This is a genomic window from Kitasatospora sp. NBC_00240 (assembly GCF_026342405.1).
GTDB lineage: Bacteria > Actinomycetota > Actinomycetes > Streptomycetales > Streptomycetaceae > Kitasatospora.
Map to the genome: position 1 here is coordinate 9138634 of NZ_JAPEMU010000001.1, position 17326 is coordinate 9155959.

Genomic DNA, 17326 nt, shown 5'->3' on the forward strand with positions numbered 1-17326 from the left:
TGAGCACGGAAGAGAGAACACCGATGGCAGACCCCCAGGACGGGTCCAGATCCCGTTCGTCCCACCGCCGGCCGGCCCTGCCCCTCGCCGCCCTCGCGGCCCTCGCCCTGGTCGCGGCCTGCGCCGGTCCGCCGAAGAGCGGCGACACCGGCGGCGGCTCGTCCTACCAGCTCTCCCAGGACACGCCCGCCGCCAAGGGCGACATCGACTCCTTCAGCTGGGCGCTGTACGCCGAGCCCCCCACGCTCGACTGGATCGCCGCGTTCGACTACCCGCAGAACACCATCCTCTCCAACGTCTGCGAGAGCCTGATGCGGTGGACCCCCCAGCTCACGCTGGCCCCGGGCCTCGCCGAGAAGGCGTCCAACCCCGACCCCACCACCTGGGTCTACGACCTGCGTCCGGGCGTGCACTTCCACGACGGCAGCGTGCTGACCGCCGACGACGTGGTCTACAGCCTCGGCCGGCAGCTGAACCCCGACAACGCCGCCGCCTGGGCCCAGCAGTTCCAGAACGTCAGCACCGTCATCAGGACCGGCCCGCTCCAGGTCACCGTGAAGCTGATCCAGCCGGACTCGCAGTTCAACCAGTACATGGCGACCGCCGCCGGCGTGGTGGCGGCCAAGGCCGGCGTCCAGGCCGCGGGCAAGGACTACGGCACCACCGGCAGCCTGGACTGCACCGGCCCGTTCGAGCTCGGCGCGTGGAACAAGGGCCAGTCCCTGGAACTGCGCCGCTTCGACAGCTACTGGGGTACCAAGGCGAAGGCGGCCAAGGCCGAGTTCCGCTTCCTCACCGACCCCTCGGCCCGGGTCAACGCGATGATCACCGGTGAGGCCGACGGCGGTTACCTGATCCCCACCGAGAGCTACGAGCGGCTGCGGAGCAGCGGCGCCGGCTCGCTCTACTTCGGCGAAGGCCTCAGCACCGTCAACGTCAACGTCACCAACATGAGCGGCGTGCTCGGCGACGCCCGGGTCCGCAAGGCGCTGTCCCTCGCGCTCGACCGATCCGGCTTCGTCAAGGCCGGTCTCGGCGGCGCGGGCACCGTCACCGGCTCGCTCACCACCCGCGCCGCCTGGGCGGCCGCGCCCGAGGCGACCAGGAAGGACGCCTTCGAGGGCCTCACCCCCACCACCCCCGACCTCGCCCGGGCCAAGGCGCTGATCAAGGAGGCGGGCGCGGCCGGCAAGACCGTCACGGTCGCCACCAGCCCGATCGGCCAGGACGTCTCACTGCTGGCCACCGCCGTGCAGGCGGCCGGCACCGGCATCGGCCTGGACGTCCAGCTGAAGACCATCGCGCCGAACGCCTTCACCTCGCTGTTCACCTCGGCCGAGGCCCGCGAAGGCATCGACATGTTCCCCGAGACGTACTACGACTCGATCACCGACCCGCTGGACCTGCTGGCCAACTTCAAGACCGGCGCCTTCCAGAACTACGCGGGCTTCAGCGACCCCGCCTACGACGACCTGGTCAAGAAGGCCACCACCACCGCCGACCCCGCCGAGCGGTTCGCGATCGAGGCGCAGCTGCAGAAGATCGCCTCCGACGAGCTGCTGTGGATACCGGTCGCCGAGTGGCCCACCGCGGTGTTCATGAACAAGCGGATCACCGGCGCGCCCACCACCATCTCGTACATGTACTACCCGTGGGCGGCCGACGTGGGAGCGGCCCGGTGAGCTTCCTGAGATTCGCCGCACGCCGGCTGGCCGAGATGGCCGCCACGCTGTTCGGCGCCTCGTTCGTGATCTTCGGCGCGATGTACCTGGCGCCGGGCAACCCGGCGAGCTTCCTGCTCTCCGGCCGCTCGGCCTCGCCGGAGGCGCTGAAGGCGATCAACGCCCAGTACCACCTGGACGACCCGTTCGTCCTGCAGTACCTGCGCTGGACCGGCCAGATCCTGCACGGCGACTTCGGCCGCTCGATCACCTACCGCACCGATGTGTCCCGGCTGCTCGCCGACCGGCTGCCCAGCACGCTGCTGCTGGTCGCGATGGCCCTCGTGCTGGTCGTCACGCTCGGCCTGCTGCTGGGCTGGATCGGCGCGGTGCGCGGCGGCGCCGCCGACTCCACCATCCTGGTGAGCACCACGTTCGCGCTCGGCACGCCGTCCTTCGTCGCGGCGGTCCTGCTGCAGGGCCTGTTCGCGGTGAAGCTCGGCTGGTTCCCCACCGGCGGCACCGGGGACGGCCTCGGCCAGATGATCTGGCACCTGACCCTGCCCGCCGTCGCGCTGGCGCTCTACCTGATCGGCATGCTCGCCCGGGTCACCCGCGCCGCGATGCTGGAGGTGCTGGGCCAGGAGCACGTCACCGTGGCCCGCAGCCGCGGGGTCTCCGACCATCGGGTGATCAGCCGGCACGTGTTCCGCAACGCGCTCGGCACCGTCCTCACCACCGGTGGCCTGATCGTCTCCACCCTGCTGGTCTGCACCGTCCTGGTGGAGTCCGCGTTCAGCGTCGGCGGCATCGGCCAGCTCCTCGAACTGTCCACCACCACCAAGGACTTCCCCACGGTGCAGGCCATCTCCCTGATCATGGTCGGGCTGTTCATGACGGTGAACCTGGTCGTCGACCTGCTGCACCCGCTGGTCGACCCCAGGGTCACCCTCGGGCCGAGGAGGTCCGCCGCATGACCACGACCCTGCTGCGCCGGCCCGGCCTGGCCCGGATCCGTACCACCCGCGCACCGCTGCACCGGCTCTGCCTGGGCTTCGTCGCCCTGGTGGTGCTGGCCGCGCTGCTCGCCCCCTGGCTGGCGCCGTACGACCCCAACGCCGTCGACCTGGGCAACGCCCTCGCCGGGCCGTCGGCGGACCACCTGCTCGGGGTCGACGCCTCCGGCCGCGACACCCTGTCCCGCCTGCTGATCGGAGCCCGCACCTCGCTGCTCGGACCACTCGGCGTGGTCGCCTTCTCCACCGTGGCCGGCGTCGCCGTCGGCGTCGCGGCCGCCTGGCGGGGCGGCTGGCTGGACTCCGTCCTGTCCCGCAGTACCGAGCTGGTCTTCGCGTTCCCGGGCATGCTGCTGGCGATCCTGATCGTCTCGGTCTACGGCGAGGGCCTGCTCGCCCCGGTGATCGCCCTGGCCATCGCCTACCTGCCCTACGTCAGCCGCCTCACCCGCTCCCTGGTGCTCGCCGAGCGCCGCCGCCCGTACGTGGAGGCCTACCAGGTGCAGGGCCATTCCGGCCTGCAGATCTGCCTGCGGCACGTCGTCCCGGGCATCGCCCCCGTCGTGCTCGCCCAGTCCACCGTCAACTTCGGCTACGCCCTCATCGACCTCGCCGGCCTCTCCTTCCTCGGACTCGGCGTGCCCGCGCTGACACCCGACTGGGGCCGGATGGTCTTCGACGGCCAGTCCGCCATCCAGCACGGCTACCCCCTGTCGGCGATCCTGCCCTGCGCCGCCATCGTGCTGACCGTGGTCGCCTTCAACGTCGTCGGCGAGCGCTGGGCCGACCAGGTCGCCAGGAGGGACCGATGACCACCCTCGACATCCAGGCCTACCGCCTGAGCCTGCCGAACACCGCGAGACCCGTCCTCGCCGGCGTCGACCTCACCGTCGAGGCCCGCGAGACGGTCGCCCTGGTCGGCGAGTCCGGCTCCGGCAAGAGCCTCACCTCGCGCAGCGTCCTCGGGCTGCTCCCGGCCGGCGCCCGCACCGAGGGCACCGTCCGGGTCGACGGCGAGGACGTCCTGACCATGGCCCCCGACGAGCTCCGCCGCCTGCGGACCAACAGCGCGGCCATGATCTTCCAGGACCCGCGCGCCGCCATCAACCCGCTCCGCCGGATCGGGGACTTCCTCACCGAGAGCGTGCGCCTCAACGCCGGCACCGCCCCGGCCACGGCCACCGCGCGGGCCGCGGAGATGCTGGAGGCCGTCGGCCTCACCGCCGCCGCCCTGCGGCAGTACCCGGGCGAGCTGTCCGGCGGCATGCTGCAACGCGTCATGATCGCCGCCGCCCTGATGGGCGACCCGGCCCTGATCCTGGCGGACGAGCCCACCACGGCCCTGGACGTCACCACCCAGGCCGAGGTCGTCGCCCTGCTCGGGGACCTCAAGGCCCGCTTCGGCACCGGCCTGCTCTTCGTCACCCACGACCTCGGGCTCGCCGCCGCCATCAGCGACCGGGTCTACGTCATGTACGCCGGACGGATCGCCGAGACCGGCCCGGCCGAGGCCCTGTTCGACCGCCCGCGCCACCCGTACACGGCCGCGCTGCTCAACTCGACGCCACGGCTGGAGGCCCCCGCGGGCCGGCTGGCCGCCATCGAGGGCCGGCCGCCGAGCCTCCAGGAGGAGCTGGTGGGCTGCCCGTTCGCCTCCCGGTGTCCGACGGCGACCTTCCTCTGCAGCCAGCAGGCACCGGCGCTGCTGCCGATCGCCGGCGAGCCGGCCCGCCGGGTGGCCTGCCACCACAGCGACCGGACGGGGGCGGTGAGCGCCGATGCGTAAGGCACCCATGGAAGCCGTCGGCGGGGCGGGGGGCGGGCGGCCGCGCCCGGCGACCGGTCCGGGGACGGCCGGCGCGACCAGCCCGAAGGGGGAGCCGTCGATGAGGAAGACCGTTCTGGAGGTGCTGGGCCTGCACCGGGCCTACGGGAGCGTCCAGGCGGTGGACAACGTCTCGTTCACCCTCGCCGAGGGCGGCTCGCTGGGCATCGTCGGCGAGTCCGGTTCGGGCAAGACGACCACCGCTCGGATCGTCGTCGGCCTGGAGAGCGCGGACTCCGGCCGGGTCCTGGTGCACCGGCGGGACCGGACCGAGCACCGGCGCGGCCGGGCGCACCGGCTGGCCAGGGCCCGCGAGGTGCAGATGGTCTTCCAGGACCCGTTCCTCTCGCTGGACCCCCGCACACCCGTCGGAGCGGTGCTGCGGGAGACGCTCCGGCTGCACTTCCCGGACGGCGACCACGACCGGCGGATCGCCGAGCTGCTGGACCAGGTCGGCCTCGGTACCCGGGAGGCCGCCGCGCTGCCCCGGCAGCTGTCCGGCGGGCAGCGCCAGCGCGTCGCGATCGCCCGGGCCCTGGCGGTCGAGCCGGCCGTGCTGGTCCTGGACGAGGCGGTGGCCGCGCTGGACGTCTCCGTCCAGGCGCAGATCCTCAACCTGCTGGCCGACATCAGGGACGAGACCGGCATCGGTTACCTGTTCATCACCCACGACCTCGGGGTGGTGCGGTGCGTCACCGACGAGGTCATCGTGATGCGCCGGGGGAAGATCGTCGAGTCCGGCCCGACCCCGGAGGTGCTGGCCAGGCCCCAGCACCCCTACACCCGGCTCCTGCTGGACTCCGTGCCCAGGCCGGGTTGGGATCCGCGGGGCATCGCCGAGGCGCGCCGCGCGCTGTAGCGCGGCCACCGAACCCGGGTCCGGGCGGTCGGCGCCCCCACGGCGGCGGCCCGGACCCGATCCCCGATCTGCTCCGACCCGATCCGCCCCGGCGGACCCTTCGAACCGGCGGGTCGGCCCCCGGCCGGGTCGCCCGAACGGTGGCGCACGGGCCGCCCACCGGGTGATCCGCTTCGCTATCATCGGATATCACCCGATTTCGGATGATCTTCCCGGCATCAGGGGAACCCATGAGAAGCCCCGCCCTGTCCCGCCGGACGCTGCTGCGCTCCGGCGCGGTCCTGGCCGCCGTCGCCCTGCTGGACGGCTGCGGCTCCGACCCCTCGGCCGGCCCGCCGGCCGGGGCGACGGCGAGCACGGGCGGCGGGGCGAGCCCCGCTCCCGGCGGGGCCGCCTCGCTCGCCATGCCCGCCGAATGGCAGCCGCACACGCGTACGTTCATGGCCTGGCCGGCTCTGGAGGAGGTCTGGGGCGACCAGCTTGCCGCCGTCCGCCGCGACATCGCGGGCGTGGCCCGGGCCGTCGCCGGGTTCGAGCCGGTGGTCCTGATGGCCCGCCCGGACCAGAGCGCGGAGGCCAGGCAGCTGTGCGGCGACAGTGTCGAGGTCCTCGACCTCCAGGTGGACGACCTCTGGGCCCGGGACACCGGGCCCACCTTCGTCACCGGTCCGCCCGGCCTGGCCGGGGTGGACTTCAACTTCAACGGCTGGGGCGGCAAGCAGACCCACGACAACGACAGCCGGGTCGCCGCCGCCCTGCTCGACCACTACGGGATCCGCCGGATCCAGGCACCGATCACCGCGGAGGGCGGCGCCGTCGAGGTCGACGGCGAGGGCACCCTGATGGCCACCGAGAGCTCGCTGGTCAACCCGAACCGCAACCCCGGCCGGACCCGCGACCAGATCCAGGCGGCCCTGGAGGAGATGCTCGGGGTGCAGCGGGTGATCTGGTTCCAGGGGGTCGCCGGCAAGGACATCACCGACTGCCACGTCGACGCCCTGGCGCGGTTCGCCGAACCGGGTGTCGTGGTGCTCCACCGGCCCGGCCCGGACGCGCCGCCGGACATCTGGTCGACCGCCTCCGACCAGGCCCTGCAGGTGCTGAAGAGCGCCACCGACGCCAGGGGCAGAAGCCTGCGGGTCGTCGAGCTCACCGAACCGGACTTCTCGAAGATCGACGGCGGCGGGGACGACTTCCTCGCCACCTACCTCAACTACTACGTCGTCAACGGCGGGGTGATCATGCCCCGGTTCGGCGACCGCGACGCGGACGCCCGGGCCGCCGCCGTCCTGGCGGAGCTCCACCCGGACCGCCAGGTCGTCCAGGTCGACATCAACGCCATCGCCGCGGGCGGCGGCGGGATCCACTGCTCCACCCAGCAGCAGCCGCAGGCCGCCGCTTTGCCGTCCGCCGCGTCCTGACCGAGGTCTTCGACGACGGCGTTCCGGCGGGGCCGTGCCGCGGGGTCAGCGCCCGGCGCCCGCCGAGGCCAGCCCGAGGACGACCGCGCGCACCACGGCCTCCGCGTCGACCTCGGCGTCGGCCTCCTCGTCCAGAGACCGGATCGCGGCCAGGCCGTCGACGGCGGCGGCCGCCGCCTCACCGAGGGTGCGGGGGTCCGGTCCGTCGCCGCGCTCGTCCGCCAGCACCTGGTAGAGGGTGACGAAGCAGGAGCGCCAGCGGCGGTACTCGCCCGCCAGGCTCGCCCGGACCCGGTCGTCGTTGAGCGCGAACCAGTGCAGCGCCGAGTGCAGGCGGGACAGGTCGGCGCCCTCCGGCTGGGTGAGCAGGCCGACCACGCGCTCGGCCCGTTCGGCGAACGGGCCGGGAGCGCCGACCGCCTCCTCCAGCGGGGTGATCCACTCCGGCCGGATGTCCTCGACCACGGCCAGGATCAGATCGGTCCGGTCCTGGAAGTGGTAGTGGCACATGCCGTGTGTCACCCCGCCGGCGGCGGCGACGTTGCGGGTGGTGAACGGGATGCTGTCGTCGCCCGCCAGCAGGGTCCGGGCCGCCGCGATCAGGCGGGCCCGGGTCTGCTCGCCCTTCGCGGAGGCGCGGGTCCGGCCGGTCGGCCGCTCTGCCGGGACGGGCCGGGACGGGGTGTCGCTGGATCGTGTAGCCACCCGCGAACTGTAACGAGTCGGCCGTCGGTGGTGGATCTCGCTCGGTGGATTGCGCCGGGAATTCGGCCGGGGCGCGCGGCTGTGGCCCCGCCCCCGTGCGACGGGGGTGTACGGACGGGCCTTCGCCGGCGGCCGGTCCGTCGGGCGGCCGGTGATCGGGGGCCGGCCGCCCCGGCCTGAGCTGGGCCGATGCGGTTGGGGGCCGCCCGGCCCGGCATGGGGAAAGGCCTCGGAGAAAGTATTGACCGAGCGCTTGGTCAGTTATAGCTTTCCGATCCATCGGCGGACGACCCGCCGGTGGCAGACATGGAGGCCGAGAGATGAACGAGCAGATCACCACGGAGGAGCAGCCCGGCAGACCGCAGGCGCCGGTGCTGGGCAGGCGCCGGGTGCTGGCGGCGGCCGGGCTCACCGCCGTCGGCGTCGTGTGGGCGGCCAACAGCGGCACCTCCCAGGTCGCGCAGGCCGCCGACACCCCCGGGTGCGGCACCCCCTCGCCCACCCCGACCCCCACCGCCACGGGCGGCACCGGGACCTACCGCGTCCCGATCGACACCGTCCGGCACACCCGGACCTGGATGGCCTGGCCCGACAGCACGGCGATCTGGAACGGCGGCCGTCGCGGCGGCACCTCGCTGGCCGGCATCCAGGCCAACATCGCGCTGATCGCCAACACCATCGCGAAGTACGAGCCGGTCGTCATGTGCGCCAACCCGGCCAGCGCCGCGGCCGCGAAGAAGGCCTGCTCCGCCGCCAATGTGACGGTCATCAGCACCATCCCGGTGGACGACTGCTGGATGCGCGACTCGGGCCCGGTGTTCCGCACCAACGGCACCGGCGGCCTGGACGCCGTCGGCCTGAACTTCGACGGCTGGGGCAACAAGCAGACCCACGCCAAGGACGCCCAGGTCGCCAAGCTCGTAGCGGCCTACGCCGGGGTCCCCTTCACCGCCGCCCCGGGATTCGTGGCCGAGGGCGGGGCCATCGAGGCCGACGGTGCGGGCACCCTGATGGCCACCCGCAGCAGCATCCTGGACCCGGCCCGCAACGGCGCCATGACGCAGGCCCAGGCCGAGGCCGCGATGTTCGCCGCGTACGGCGCCACCAAGGTGATCTGGTTCGACGGCTACATCGACTCCGGCGACATCACCCGCGACCACGTCGACGCGACCAGCCGCTTCATCGAGGTCGGCAAGGGTCTGGTCCAGCAGCCGAACGCCAAGGACACCCACGACGGCTGGTACAACGACGAGATCAACCAGTACAACGTCCTGTCCGCCGCCTCGGACGCGACGGGGGGCGCGGTCCAGGTGACGAAGATCGGCGGTCCGGACTACAACGTGATCCGGTCGACCAGCGCGAACTTCGTCGGCTCCTACGCCAACTACTACGTCTGCAACGGCGCCGTCATCTCCGCCCAGTTCGGTGACAGCAAGGCCGACGCGGCCGCCAAGGTCACCCTGCAGAGCCTCTTCCCGGGTCGGGTGATCGAGCAGCTGAACATCGACTCGGTCGGCGCCGGCGGCGGCGGGATCCACTGCGTCACCCAGCCGCAGCCCGTCCCGTAGGCCGTCCGCAGGTCGCCGGAGGCGGAGCGGGCCGGCGGTCCCTCCGGCCGTCGGTGCCCTGCGGATCGGTGCGGCGCGGTGGCGATCGGGGGTGGATTCCTGACCGTCCGGCAGGGCAGTTCCGTCCGTATTATTGACCGAGCGCTCGGTCAATAATACGGTCCTCCCCAGTCGGACGGACAGGTCCGCCCGACGGGTGACGGGAGGCCAGACATGAACGAGCACCACCCCCAGCACGTCTCATCCGGCAGCACACCCACGCACGCCCTCGGCAGGAGGAACTTCCTCGCCGCCGCCGGGCTCACCCTGGCCGGCGCCGCCGGCGCCACCGCGCTCGGCGGCGCCACCGCCCACGCGGCCGGCGGTGCCCCGCGACCCGCGGGCGCCGCGGCGGCGGCCTACGCCGTCCCGATCGACACCGTTCGGCACACCCGGACCTGGATGGCCTGGCCCGACAGCTCGGCCATCTGGGGCCGCCAACTGGCCGGCGTCCAGGCGAACATCGCGCTGATCGCCAAGACCGTCGCGAAGTACGAACCGGTCATCATGTGCGCGAACTCCGCCAGCGTCTCGCAGGCGCGGTCCGCCTGCGGATCCGCCGTCACCGTCATCGGCACCATCCCCGTCGACGACTGCTGGATGCGGGACTCGGGCCCGGTGTTCCGCACCGACGGCGCCGGCGGCCTGGACGCCGTCGGCCTCAACTTCAACGGCTGGGGCAACCGGCAGACCCATGCCAAGGACGCCCTGGTCGCGGCCAAGGTCGCGGCCTACGCCGGAGTACCGTTCACCGCCGCCGGATTCGTCGGCGAGGGCGGCGCGGTCGAGACCGACGGCGACGGCCTGCTGATGGCCACCCGGAGCAGCCTGGTCGACTCCCGGCGCAACGGCAGCAAGACCCAGGCCCAGATCGAGGCCGCGATGTGCGCCGCGTTCGGCGCCACCAAGGTCATCTGGTTCCCCGGGGTCACCGGCCAGGACATCACCGGGGACCACGTCGACGCCACCTCCAGGTTCCTCGCCGACGCCACCGCGCTGGTCCAGGCGCCCCTGGCGTCGGACACCGACGTCTGGTCCAACGACCAGCGCCAGCAGTACCAGGCCCTGTCCACCGCCACCGACCCCCAGGGCAATCGCATGTCGCTGTCCCGGATCCAGGGCCCCGACTACAACCTCATCCGCTCGGCCGACCCGAACTTCGTCGGCTCCTACGCCAACTACTACCTCTGCAACGGCGCCGTCATCTCCGCCCAGTTCGGCGACACCCGGGCCGACGCGGCGGCCCGCGCGACACTCGCCAGGGTCTTCCCCGGCCGGGTCGTCGAGCAGCTCAACATCGACAGCCTCGGCGCCGGCGGCGGCGGGATCCACTGCGTGACCCAGCAGCAGCCCGTGCCGTAGCGCCCCCGCGCGACCGGCGGGCCGGTCGGATCCGACCCGCCCGCCGGTCACCGGCGGCCGGCCGTCCCGCCGGCCGTCCCGCCGGTCGCCCGGCGGGACGTCGCGGGCGGTCCGGGCGCCGCCCCGGCGGGAACGTGCTGATCAGGAGGGTCCCCGTACTCGTCGAAATTGGCCGAAAGGTACCATGTGAACGTTGCCTAACCCGAAAGATGAACTTGTGACTGTCAATGAAGACGTGTTCACGGACTGGAAGAACCGCGAGGAGATCGCGGAGTCGATGATTCCGATCATCGGCCGGCTGCACCGGGAGCGGGACGTCACCGTCCTCCTGCACAGCCGTTCTCTGGTGAACAGGTCGGTGGTGAGCATCCTCAAGACCCACCGCTTCGCCCGCCAGATAGCCGGCGAGGAACTCTCGGTCACCGAGACGATGCCCTTCCTGCAGGCGCTCACCGCCCTCGACCTCGGCCCCTCCCAGATCGACGTCGGCATGCTCGCCGCGATGTACAAGACCGACGACCGGGGCCTCTCGGTGGCGGAGTTCACCGCCGGGGCCGTCGTCGGCGCCACCGGCGCCAACAAGCTGGAGCGCCGCGAGTCGCGCGACGTCGTCCTGTACGGCTTCGGCCGGATCGGCCGCCTCCTCGCCCGCCTGCTCATCGAGAAGGCCGGCTCCGGCAACGGCCTGCGGCTGCGCGCCGTCGTGGTGCGCAACAGCGGTGGCGAGGACCTGGTGAAGCGCGCGTCGCTGCTGCGCCGGGACTCCATCCACGGCCAGTTCCACGGCACCATCACCGTCGACGAGGCGAACGACAAGATCATCGCCAACGGTCACGAGATCAAGGTGATCTACTCCGACGACCCGACGTCGGTGGACTACACGGCGTACGGCATCAACGACGCCATCCTGATCGACAACACCGGCCGGTGGCGTGACCGCGAGGGCCTGTCGAAGCACCTCCGCCCCGGCATCGCCAAGGTCGTGCTGACCGCGCCGGGCAAGGGCGACGTCCCGAACATCGTCCACGGTGTCAACCACGACACCATCAAGCCGGACGAGCAGATCCTGTCCTGCGCGTCCTGCACCACCAACGCGATCGTCCCGCCGCTGAAGGCGATGGCGGACGAGTACGGCGTGCTGCGCGGCCACGTGGAGACCGTCCACTCGTACACCAACGACCAGAACCTGCTGGACAACTACCACGGGTCGGACCGGCGCGGCCGCTCGGCGGCGCTCAACATGGTCATCACCGAGACCGGCGCCGCCTCCGCCGTCGCGAAGGCGCTGCCCGACCTCGAGGCGACCATCACCGGCAGCTCGATCCGCGTCCCGGTGCCCGACGTCTCGATCGCGATCCTCAACCTGCAGCTCGCCCGCGAGACCAACCGCGCGGAGGTGCTCGACTACCTCCGCAACGTGTCGCTGACCTCGCCGCTCAAGCGCCAGATCGACTTCATCAGCGCGCCCGACGCGGTCTCCAGCGACTTCATCGGCTCGCGCCACGCGTCGATCGTCGATGCCGGCGCCACCAAGGTCGAGGGCGACAACGCGATCCTCTACCTGTGGTACGACAACGAGTTCGGCTACTCCTGCCAGGTCATCCGGGTCGTTCAGCACGTCTCCGGGGTGGAGTACCCGACCTACCCGGTGCCGGCGGTCTGATCCGTCGGACGCGCCCGACCGGTACGTCCGGTGGGTGGGGCGGCGGTCGGACGGCAACCGGCCCGGCCGGCGGCCGGACGCCGCCCCACCACCGGCCGCCGCCCCACCACCGGACGCCGCTCCGCTCCCGGGGTGCCGCTCCGCCGCCGGGCCTCCGCCCGCCTCCGCCCGCCCGCGGGCGCCGCGGCGGCGCGACCCCGTGGAATCATCGGACCCGCCGGGTGCGGGACTCCGACGGATTGCGGTGGGCGGGTATGGCGGCTGACCGGGTGTGGGACGACACGCTGTTCGCGGGTGCGGCCGCCTACTACGGGCGCGGGCGACTGCCCTACGCGCCCGGACTGGCGGACGTGCTCGCCGAGGCGCTGACGCTCGACGGACGGGGGCGCCTGCTCGACGTGGGTTGCGGACCGGGCACCGTCGCCCTGGGGCTTGCGCACCTGTTCGACGCGACCGTCGGGGTGGACCCGGACCGCGGGATGATCACCGAGGCCCGGCGCGCGGCCGCGGCAGCGGGGGCGTCCAGCCGGACCACCTGGGTACAGGCCCGGGCCGAGGACCTGCCGGCGGGCCTCGGCACGTTCACCGCCGCGACCTTCGCCCAGTCCTTCCACTGGATGGACCAGGCCCTGGTGGCGAGGACGGTCAAAGCCATGCTGCGGCCCGGCGGCGCGCTGGTGCACATCTCGGACCTGAAGTCGGAGATCCGATCCGTCGAGGGACTTCCGCACCCGGCGGTTCCCTACGCCGCGATCGACGGGATCGTCCGGCAGTACCTCGGACCGGTCCGGCGGGCCGGCCGGGGTCTGCTGCCGGACGGGACGGTCGGCGGCGAGGCCGAGGTGCTCGCCCGAGCGGGATTCTCCGGCCCGCGGCGGCTCGTGGTGCCGGGGGAGCAGGCCCTGGAGCGCACCGCCGACGACGTGGTCGCCTGGGCGTTCTCGATGTCCTCCTCGACCCCGCACCTGTTCGGAGGAGGCCGGGACGACTTCGAGGCCGACCTGCGCCGGCTGCTGCGGGAGTCCTCCGCGTCCGGGCTGTTCTCCGAGCGCCGGCCGAGCACCGAGGTCCACATCTGGGGGACGGACCCCGCCGCCGAGCGGTGAGTGCCCCGTCCCGGGTGGACCGCTGCCGTTCCGATCCTGTGGGGTGGCGGACGAGGCGGACTCACCCCCGGGCGACGGCGACGGCGACGGGTGCGGCGGGTGCGGCGGGTGTCGTGCGGAGCAGGGCCTCCCGGCAGCTCGAAGGCTGACGACGCCGACGAGGTGTCCAGGAGGCCCGGCTCTTCCTCGCCTACGCTCCTGAGGCTGCGGAGCGCGGCAGTTGCCGCGGCCTGACGTGCGACCCGATGCGACTCAGGTCGGTGCTCACCCCCGTCGGAGTGTCGAGGAGCTTCGAGTGTTTCGCACTGTCGACGGAACCGGGGCCGTGGACGGTGAGTTCGAAGTCCTGGCGCGTCCTGGCGTTCAGAGCCAACGGCAGCTGGATGCGTCCGTCCGCGACCATGCGCCGTATCCGGGAGCGGCTGAGACCGAACCCGAGCACGAGCAGCCGTTCGACACGGACCGGCCCGGGCAGCTCGAAGCCGACCAGCACCTTGAGCGGTGTCGGGTCGTCGAGTGCGTAGAGGGGCGTGCGGGTCTCCAACTCCCAGGTATCGGTCCAGTCGAGGTGGTAGCCGTTCTTCGCGGCCAGCGACGCACTCATCGTCAGCTCCCGCACCACGGACGGGTCATTGGCCTCGTACGCCTCCCGGCGTGCGGGCGCCAGCGACGACACGTGGACGCGCTCGTGGACGGGCACCTTGGAGGTCCGGTCGCACGTCGCGCAGCTCAGGAGAAGCCAGACGTCGAGGAGCTTGCCGTTCGCATTGACACGGATCTTGCCCGAGGGGCGGTGACGCGTGCCGGAGCAGTCCGGGCAGGGTCGTACGACGGTGGGCAGGGCGGACTGACGCACGGCCCACCGGGCCTTGCGGTCGATATGCATGGATGTGGTTGCTTTCAGGACTCAGCAGGAGCACTCGCAGGCGAGGCCGCGGCTCCTGGATCTGACGGATGCACACGAGGGCGCGAGTCATCGCCTCGGGGCTGAGCGGTCAGGCTCCGAGGTCGATCGCGCGCGACAGGTCGGCTGTTGCTACGTGGCAGTCGTTACAGGTCCATGCCGATGATCATGATCGAGGCGACGGCCGCCGGCAACCCATTTTCCGTGGCTCGTCGGCGAGCCCTGGCAGCGCCCCGGCGATCGGACATCGCAGGGGAGAACCGTCCCGACGCTCGTCCCGGGGGCTGCGTCCCGCCGAGGGTGGGTATCCGTCCAACCGTCAGTTCCGCTGCTCGGGAGTGATTTTGCCGCCACTTCTCGCGTGATGGTCCGTCATGCAGCTGACCCGGATGCTCCGCTAGCGTTCACGCATGGCTATGAAGAAGGCTCACGAATCACTGCCGCAGCATGAACTGGTGGCCACCAGCAGCACGGAGGTCTGGCAACTCATCGCCGAGGGCCGGTTCAAGGACGCCCCTTCCATCGCCGCCCTGGCTCTCTTCCAGCGTCATCGCGCAGAGCACGCCGATTGATCGGCGCCGGGCACAGCCGTCGGGGCGTCGGCGGCGGCGCGCATCCTCGCGGCCGCGTCGTGTCGGCGCCGGAGTGCGTAGCAAATGACTCGTCAGATCCGTTTGTCGACAGTGATGTCCGGCATCGAGGGTGGTGGCACCGCAGTCCCGGTCGCGGTAGAGTGTGGCTTCATTATGAAGGACGTACATAATTCTGAGGGCCTGGCCCACGACCCTGACGGTCAGCTCTACGACCTTGGTGTCCGGGCGTCCATGCGGGTGTTCGCGGCGGGTGACGACACCGGTGCGCTGGAGGCGGCCGCGGCGGTGCGGTCGGCTTCGCAGGCGATCGACCGGCTGCGTTCGCACGGGGCCGGCGGACGCGGGCTCAGTGCCGGGGCGCTCGACGTCCTCGCGCGGCTGAGTGCGACCGGGGAGGAGGGGCTGAGCATCGGTGAGTTGGCGCGTGCGGCGGGGGTGAGCTCCCGCAACGTGACCGGCCTGGTCGACACCCTGGAGCGGGACGGCCTGGCGCAGCGCGTCCAGGACCGGCACGACCGCCGTTCGGTCCGGGTCCGGATCACCGTGGTGGGCCACGAGTGGCTGGCGGCGTTCCGGCTGCCGACGCAGCGTGCGATGTCCGCCGTGTTCCAGGGCTTCTCCGAAGCCGACCTTGCCCAGTTCCGGCACCTCTGCCTCCGTCTGGTCGAGAACCAGCAGCGGATCGAGGCGTACTTGAACACGAACCGGCCCGACCAGGCGGCGCCGAGCCCCTGAGCGGCCCGGTTCGTGGGCCACCGGATACCCGGCCGCATTCCCAGCCGTATCCCTGGCCGTATCCCTGGCCGCATTCCCGGCCGCATTCCTGAACGACCGACAGACCGACAGGCTGCCCGATCGACAGGCCGAACAGTCCGACGGACGAGCGGCAGGCGGCCGGCACACCGACCCGGAGGACCGCATGACCACCGACTCGCCCACCCGGGACACCGTCCGGACGTACCACGAAGCGCGGTTCCGCGGGGACGTCGCGACGGCCGCCGTCCAGATCGGCGACGGCTTTCACTTCCGCAGCCCGTTCATCACCTCCGAGAGCCCGACCGGCCACCTCGACGGCCTGGACGGGCTGCTGGGAGTCGTCACCCGCGTCGACCTGATCAGCGAGCTGTACGGCGAGGCCGAGGCCGTGCTGGTGTACGACGTCCACACCGTCCCGGCCCTCGGGATCACCCAGCGTACGGCCGAGCACTTCCGGCTCCGCGACGGCCGGATCACCGCGATCACGCTGATCTTCGACTCCGCCCCCTGGCAGGCGGTGATGGCCGCCGCCGGTCCGACCCGCGACGACGCCCCGTCCGAGGGGTGACCTGACCCCTGCCGCCTGCCTCAGGGTCGGCACCCGGCCGTACGTCCGCGGCACCGCGCCACCACCCGGCAGGGAAAGCACGGAGACGGGGGGCACCCGGCCGCCGCGCCGGCGGCGACACCCGGTCAGAGCACGGTGACGGCGAACACCCAGAGGTGCGGCGGCTCCGGCAGGATCGCGTAGTGCGCGATCGCCGTCCGGGTGGTGATGACCCGCACCGTGTCGTCCAGGTCGTACCGGTCGGCCTGCGGCCACGACCACGGATCCCTCGACGCCTGCTCCACGGCGGCCTGCAGATCCTTGCCGTCGTCCGGGGCCAGCTCGCGCACGGCGAGACCGACCTCCCGGGCGAACCGAGCCTCGTACGGTCGCCGGCTCACCGTCCCGGCACCTCGTCCGGCATCTTGTCCGGCGGCGCTGGCGGCGTCCGGAACCTGCCGACACCCGGGCCGGCCGCCGCGGCCGCGCGGGCCGCCGCCGTGGACCGCTCCTGCAGCTCGACCTTGGTGGACATGGTGACCACCATACCGAGGCCCGCCCCACGGCGTCGGAGCTCGCGGCACTCCGTACGCGGCGGCAGCGGGCGCGGGGCCGGACCGAAGTCGGCGACCGGGGCGGGGTCGGCCGGGGCCGCGGGGGCCGAGCACCTCCACCGGGGCTACGGTGCGTGGCGGGGCTGCCCCGCCGGTGGCTGATTCGTCCTCGCACGGTGGTGGGTGGTGGTGATCACGGGGGAGCGCCGTCCGACCCGCCACCGATTCGGTTTCGGGGACGACGGTCCGCGGTGAACGGCTCCTCCGTCGTTCCGACATGCCGAGCGCGTGGCCCGCCCGGCCGGGTGCTCGATTTCCTCCCGGGTGCCGCATTCAAGGGGCGGAAAGGACCACCACCGGGGTGGGTGGAAATACCCCGCAGCCGCTGATCCGGCGCGCGAGGACGGGTGCCGTCCCGGGCTGCGCGACGACGGCGCCGCAAGCCGCCGGCTGCCATTGCGGGTGAGCGCGGATGACGCTCCACCAGCGGCAGCTCGGGAGGGGCGGAACTGCCCAGGACGGCGAATGTCCCGCCCGAGTTGCACACGGGTGAGCCTGGAAGGAGAAGGCGGCCCGGGCTGTACCGGTGCCCGACCGGAGAGGAGAATGGAGCCGACCCGTTGAAGGACGGTGCGTCATGTGCGAATACCTTCACCCCCTGACCGAAGATCCGTCACGCGGATGTGACGACGTGCCCGGGGCATCCCGCGGAGCGGGCCCGGTCCGGCTGCCCAGGGGTGCCCCGGC

General features: G+C 72.5%; 17 protein-coding genes. 13 read left to right on the plus strand and 4 right to left on the minus strand.

Annotation, left to right across the window (positions count from 1 at the left end):
- Positions 1 to 23 precede the first annotated feature (23 nt).
- From OG689_RS38790 to OG689_RS38815, 6 genes are all read left to right on the plus strand, one after another.
- A complete protein-coding gene (locus OG689_RS38790; RefSeq protein WP_266326390.1) occupies positions 24 to 1682 on the plus strand; it encodes an ABC transporter substrate-binding protein in 1659 nt (552 codons plus the stop codon).
- Entirely contained in the window at positions 1679 to 2638 is a 960-nt protein-coding gene (locus OG689_RS38795) for an ABC transporter permease (RefSeq protein WP_266326392.1), read from the plus strand. Before OG689_RS38790 ends, OG689_RS38795 begins: the two co-directional genes overlap by 4 nt.
- The gene (locus OG689_RS38800; protein ID WP_266326394.1) at positions 2635 to 3489 is read left to right on the plus strand and encodes an ABC transporter permease; all 855 of its coding nucleotides are present in this window, start codon (positions 2635 to 2637) and stop codon (positions 3487 to 3489) included. Before OG689_RS38795 ends, OG689_RS38800 begins: the two co-directional genes overlap by 4 nt.
- Complete coding sequence (locus OG689_RS38805) at positions 3486 to 4463, plus strand: ABC transporter ATP-binding protein (protein ID WP_266326396.1); 978 nt, start codon at positions 3486 to 3488, stop codon at positions 4461 to 4463. Before OG689_RS38800 ends, OG689_RS38805 begins: the two co-directional genes overlap by 4 nt.
- A gap of 100 nt (positions 4464 to 4563) precedes the next feature.
- Entirely contained in the window at positions 4564 to 5361 is a 798-nt protein-coding gene (locus OG689_RS38810; protein ID WP_266326398.1) for an ABC transporter ATP-binding protein, read from the plus strand.
- Between the two features lie 230 nt (positions 5362 to 5591).
- Positions 5592 to 6782, plus strand: coding sequence for an agmatine deiminase family protein (locus OG689_RS38815; protein WP_266326400.1), 1191 nt, complete (start codon positions 5592 to 5594; stop codon positions 6780 to 6782).
- 45 nt (positions 6783 to 6827) lie between these two features.
- Here the strand turns inward: OG689_RS38815 and OG689_RS38820 are convergent, their stop codons facing one another.
- Entirely contained in the window at positions 6828 to 7487 is a 660-nt protein-coding gene (locus tag OG689_RS38820; RefSeq protein WP_266326402.1) for a TetR/AcrR family transcriptional regulator, read from the minus strand.
- A 320-nt stretch (positions 7488 to 7807) separates the two neighbouring features.
- Here OG689_RS38820 and OG689_RS38825 point away from each other — a divergent pair, with 320 nt between their 5' ends.
- From OG689_RS38825 to OG689_RS38840, 4 genes are all read left to right on the plus strand, one after another.
- Positions 7808 to 9055 carry an agmatine deiminase family protein gene (locus OG689_RS38825; protein ID WP_266326404.1) on the plus strand — a complete coding sequence of 416 codons (1248 nt, stop codon included), beginning with the start codon at positions 7808 to 7810 and terminating at the stop codon, positions 9053 to 9055.
- A 213-nt stretch (positions 9056 to 9268) separates the two neighbouring features.
- Positions 9269 to 10456 carry an agmatine deiminase family protein gene (locus OG689_RS38830; RefSeq protein ID WP_266326406.1) on the plus strand — a complete coding sequence of 396 codons (1188 nt, stop codon included), beginning with the start codon at positions 9269 to 9271 and terminating at the stop codon, positions 10454 to 10456.
- 217 nt (positions 10457 to 10673) lie between these two features.
- Positions 10674 to 12119, plus strand: a complete 1446-nt coding sequence (locus OG689_RS38835) for a glyceraldehyde-3-phosphate dehydrogenase (RefSeq protein ID WP_266326408.1) — start codon at positions 10674 to 10676, stop codon at positions 12117 to 12119.
- Between the two features lie 254 nt (positions 12120 to 12373).
- Positions 12374 to 13225, plus strand: coding sequence for a class I SAM-dependent methyltransferase (locus OG689_RS38840; RefSeq protein ID WP_266326411.1), 852 nt, complete (start codon positions 12374 to 12376; stop codon positions 13223 to 13225).
- Between the two features lie 190 nt (positions 13226 to 13415).
- Here OG689_RS38840 and OG689_RS38845 read toward each other — a convergent pair whose 3' ends face one another.
- Positions 13416 to 14111, minus strand: coding sequence for a DUF1062 domain-containing protein (locus OG689_RS38845; protein ID WP_266326413.1), 696 nt, complete (start codon positions 14109 to 14111; stop codon positions 13416 to 13418).
- Positions 14112 to 14539: 428 nt separating this feature from the next.
- On the opposite strand from OG689_RS38845, the gene OG689_RS38850 reads away from it, so the two are divergent.
- From OG689_RS38850 to OG689_RS38860, 3 genes are all read left to right on the plus strand, one after another.
- Entirely contained in the window at positions 14540 to 14701 is a 162-nt protein-coding gene (locus OG689_RS38850; protein WP_266326415.1) for a hypothetical protein, read from the plus strand.
- A gap of 84 nt (positions 14702 to 14785) precedes the next feature.
- On the plus strand, positions 14786 to 15457 hold the full coding sequence (locus tag OG689_RS38855) for a MarR family transcriptional regulator (protein WP_266326417.1): 672 nt from the start codon (positions 14786 to 14788) through the stop codon (positions 15455 to 15457).
- Positions 15458 to 15641: 184 nt separating this feature from the next.
- On the plus strand, positions 15642 to 16046 hold the full coding sequence (locus tag OG689_RS38860) for a hypothetical protein (protein WP_266326418.1): 405 nt from the start codon (positions 15642 to 15644) through the stop codon (positions 16044 to 16046).
- A gap of 125 nt (positions 16047 to 16171) precedes the next feature.
- On the opposite strand, the gene OG689_RS38865 is transcribed toward OG689_RS38860, so the two are convergent.
- The gene (locus tag OG689_RS38865; protein WP_266326419.1) at positions 16172 to 16426 is read right to left on the minus strand and encodes a hypothetical protein; all 255 of its coding nucleotides are present in this window, start codon (positions 16424 to 16426) and stop codon (positions 16172 to 16174) included.
- Complete coding sequence (locus tag OG689_RS38870) at positions 16423 to 16560, minus strand: hypothetical protein (protein WP_266326421.1); 138 nt, start codon at positions 16558 to 16560, stop codon at positions 16423 to 16425. Before OG689_RS38870 ends, OG689_RS38865 begins: the two co-directional genes overlap by 4 nt.
- Positions 16561 to 17326 lie beyond the last annotated feature (766 nt).

Bases quoted from the DNA above. Each gene is read 5' to 3' on its own strand.
- OG689_RS38860 (WP_266326418.1), top strand. From the start codon at position 15,642: ATGACCACCGACTCGCCCACCCGGGACACCGTCCGGACGTACCACGAA.
- OG689_RS38830 (WP_266326406.1), top strand. From the start codon at position 9,269: ATGAACGAGCACCACCCCCAGCACGTCTCATCCGGCAGCACACCCACG.
- OG689_RS38815 (WP_266326400.1), top strand. From the start codon at position 5,592: ATGAGAAGCCCCGCCCTGTCCCGCCGGACGCTGCTGCGCTCCGGCGCG.
- OG689_RS38790 (WP_266326390.1), top strand. From the start codon at position 24: ATGGCAGACCCCCAGGACGGGTCCAGATCCCGTTCGTCCCACCGCCGG.
- OG689_RS38800 (WP_266326394.1), top strand. From the start codon at position 2,635: ATGACCACGACCCTGCTGCGCCGGCCCGGCCTGGCCCGGATCCGTACC.
- OG689_RS38825 (WP_266326404.1), top strand. From the start codon at position 7,808: ATGAACGAGCAGATCACCACGGAGGAGCAGCCCGGCAGACCGCAGGCG.
- OG689_RS38840 (WP_266326411.1), top strand. From the start codon at position 12,374: ATGGCGGCTGACCGGGTGTGGGACGACACGCTGTTCGCGGGTGCGGCC.
- OG689_RS38855 (WP_266326417.1), top strand. From the start codon at position 14,786: ATGACTCGTCAGATCCGTTTGTCGACAGTGATGTCCGGCATCGAGGGT.
- OG689_RS38870 (WP_266326421.1), bottom strand. From the start codon at position 16,560: ATGTCCACCAAGGTCGAGCTGCAGGAGCGGTCCACGGCGGCGGCCCGC.
- OG689_RS38845 (WP_266326413.1), bottom strand. From the start codon at position 14,111: ATGCATATCGACCGCAAGGCCCGGTGGGCCGTGCGTCAGTCCGCCCTG.
- OG689_RS38850 (WP_266326415.1), top strand. From the start codon at position 14,540: ATGGCTATGAAGAAGGCTCACGAATCACTGCCGCAGCATGAACTGGTG.
- OG689_RS38810 (WP_266326398.1), top strand. From the start codon at position 4,564: ATGAGGAAGACCGTTCTGGAGGTGCTGGGCCTGCACCGGGCCTACGGG.
- OG689_RS38805 (WP_266326396.1), top strand. From the start codon at position 3,486: ATGACCACCCTCGACATCCAGGCCTACCGCCTGAGCCTGCCGAACACC.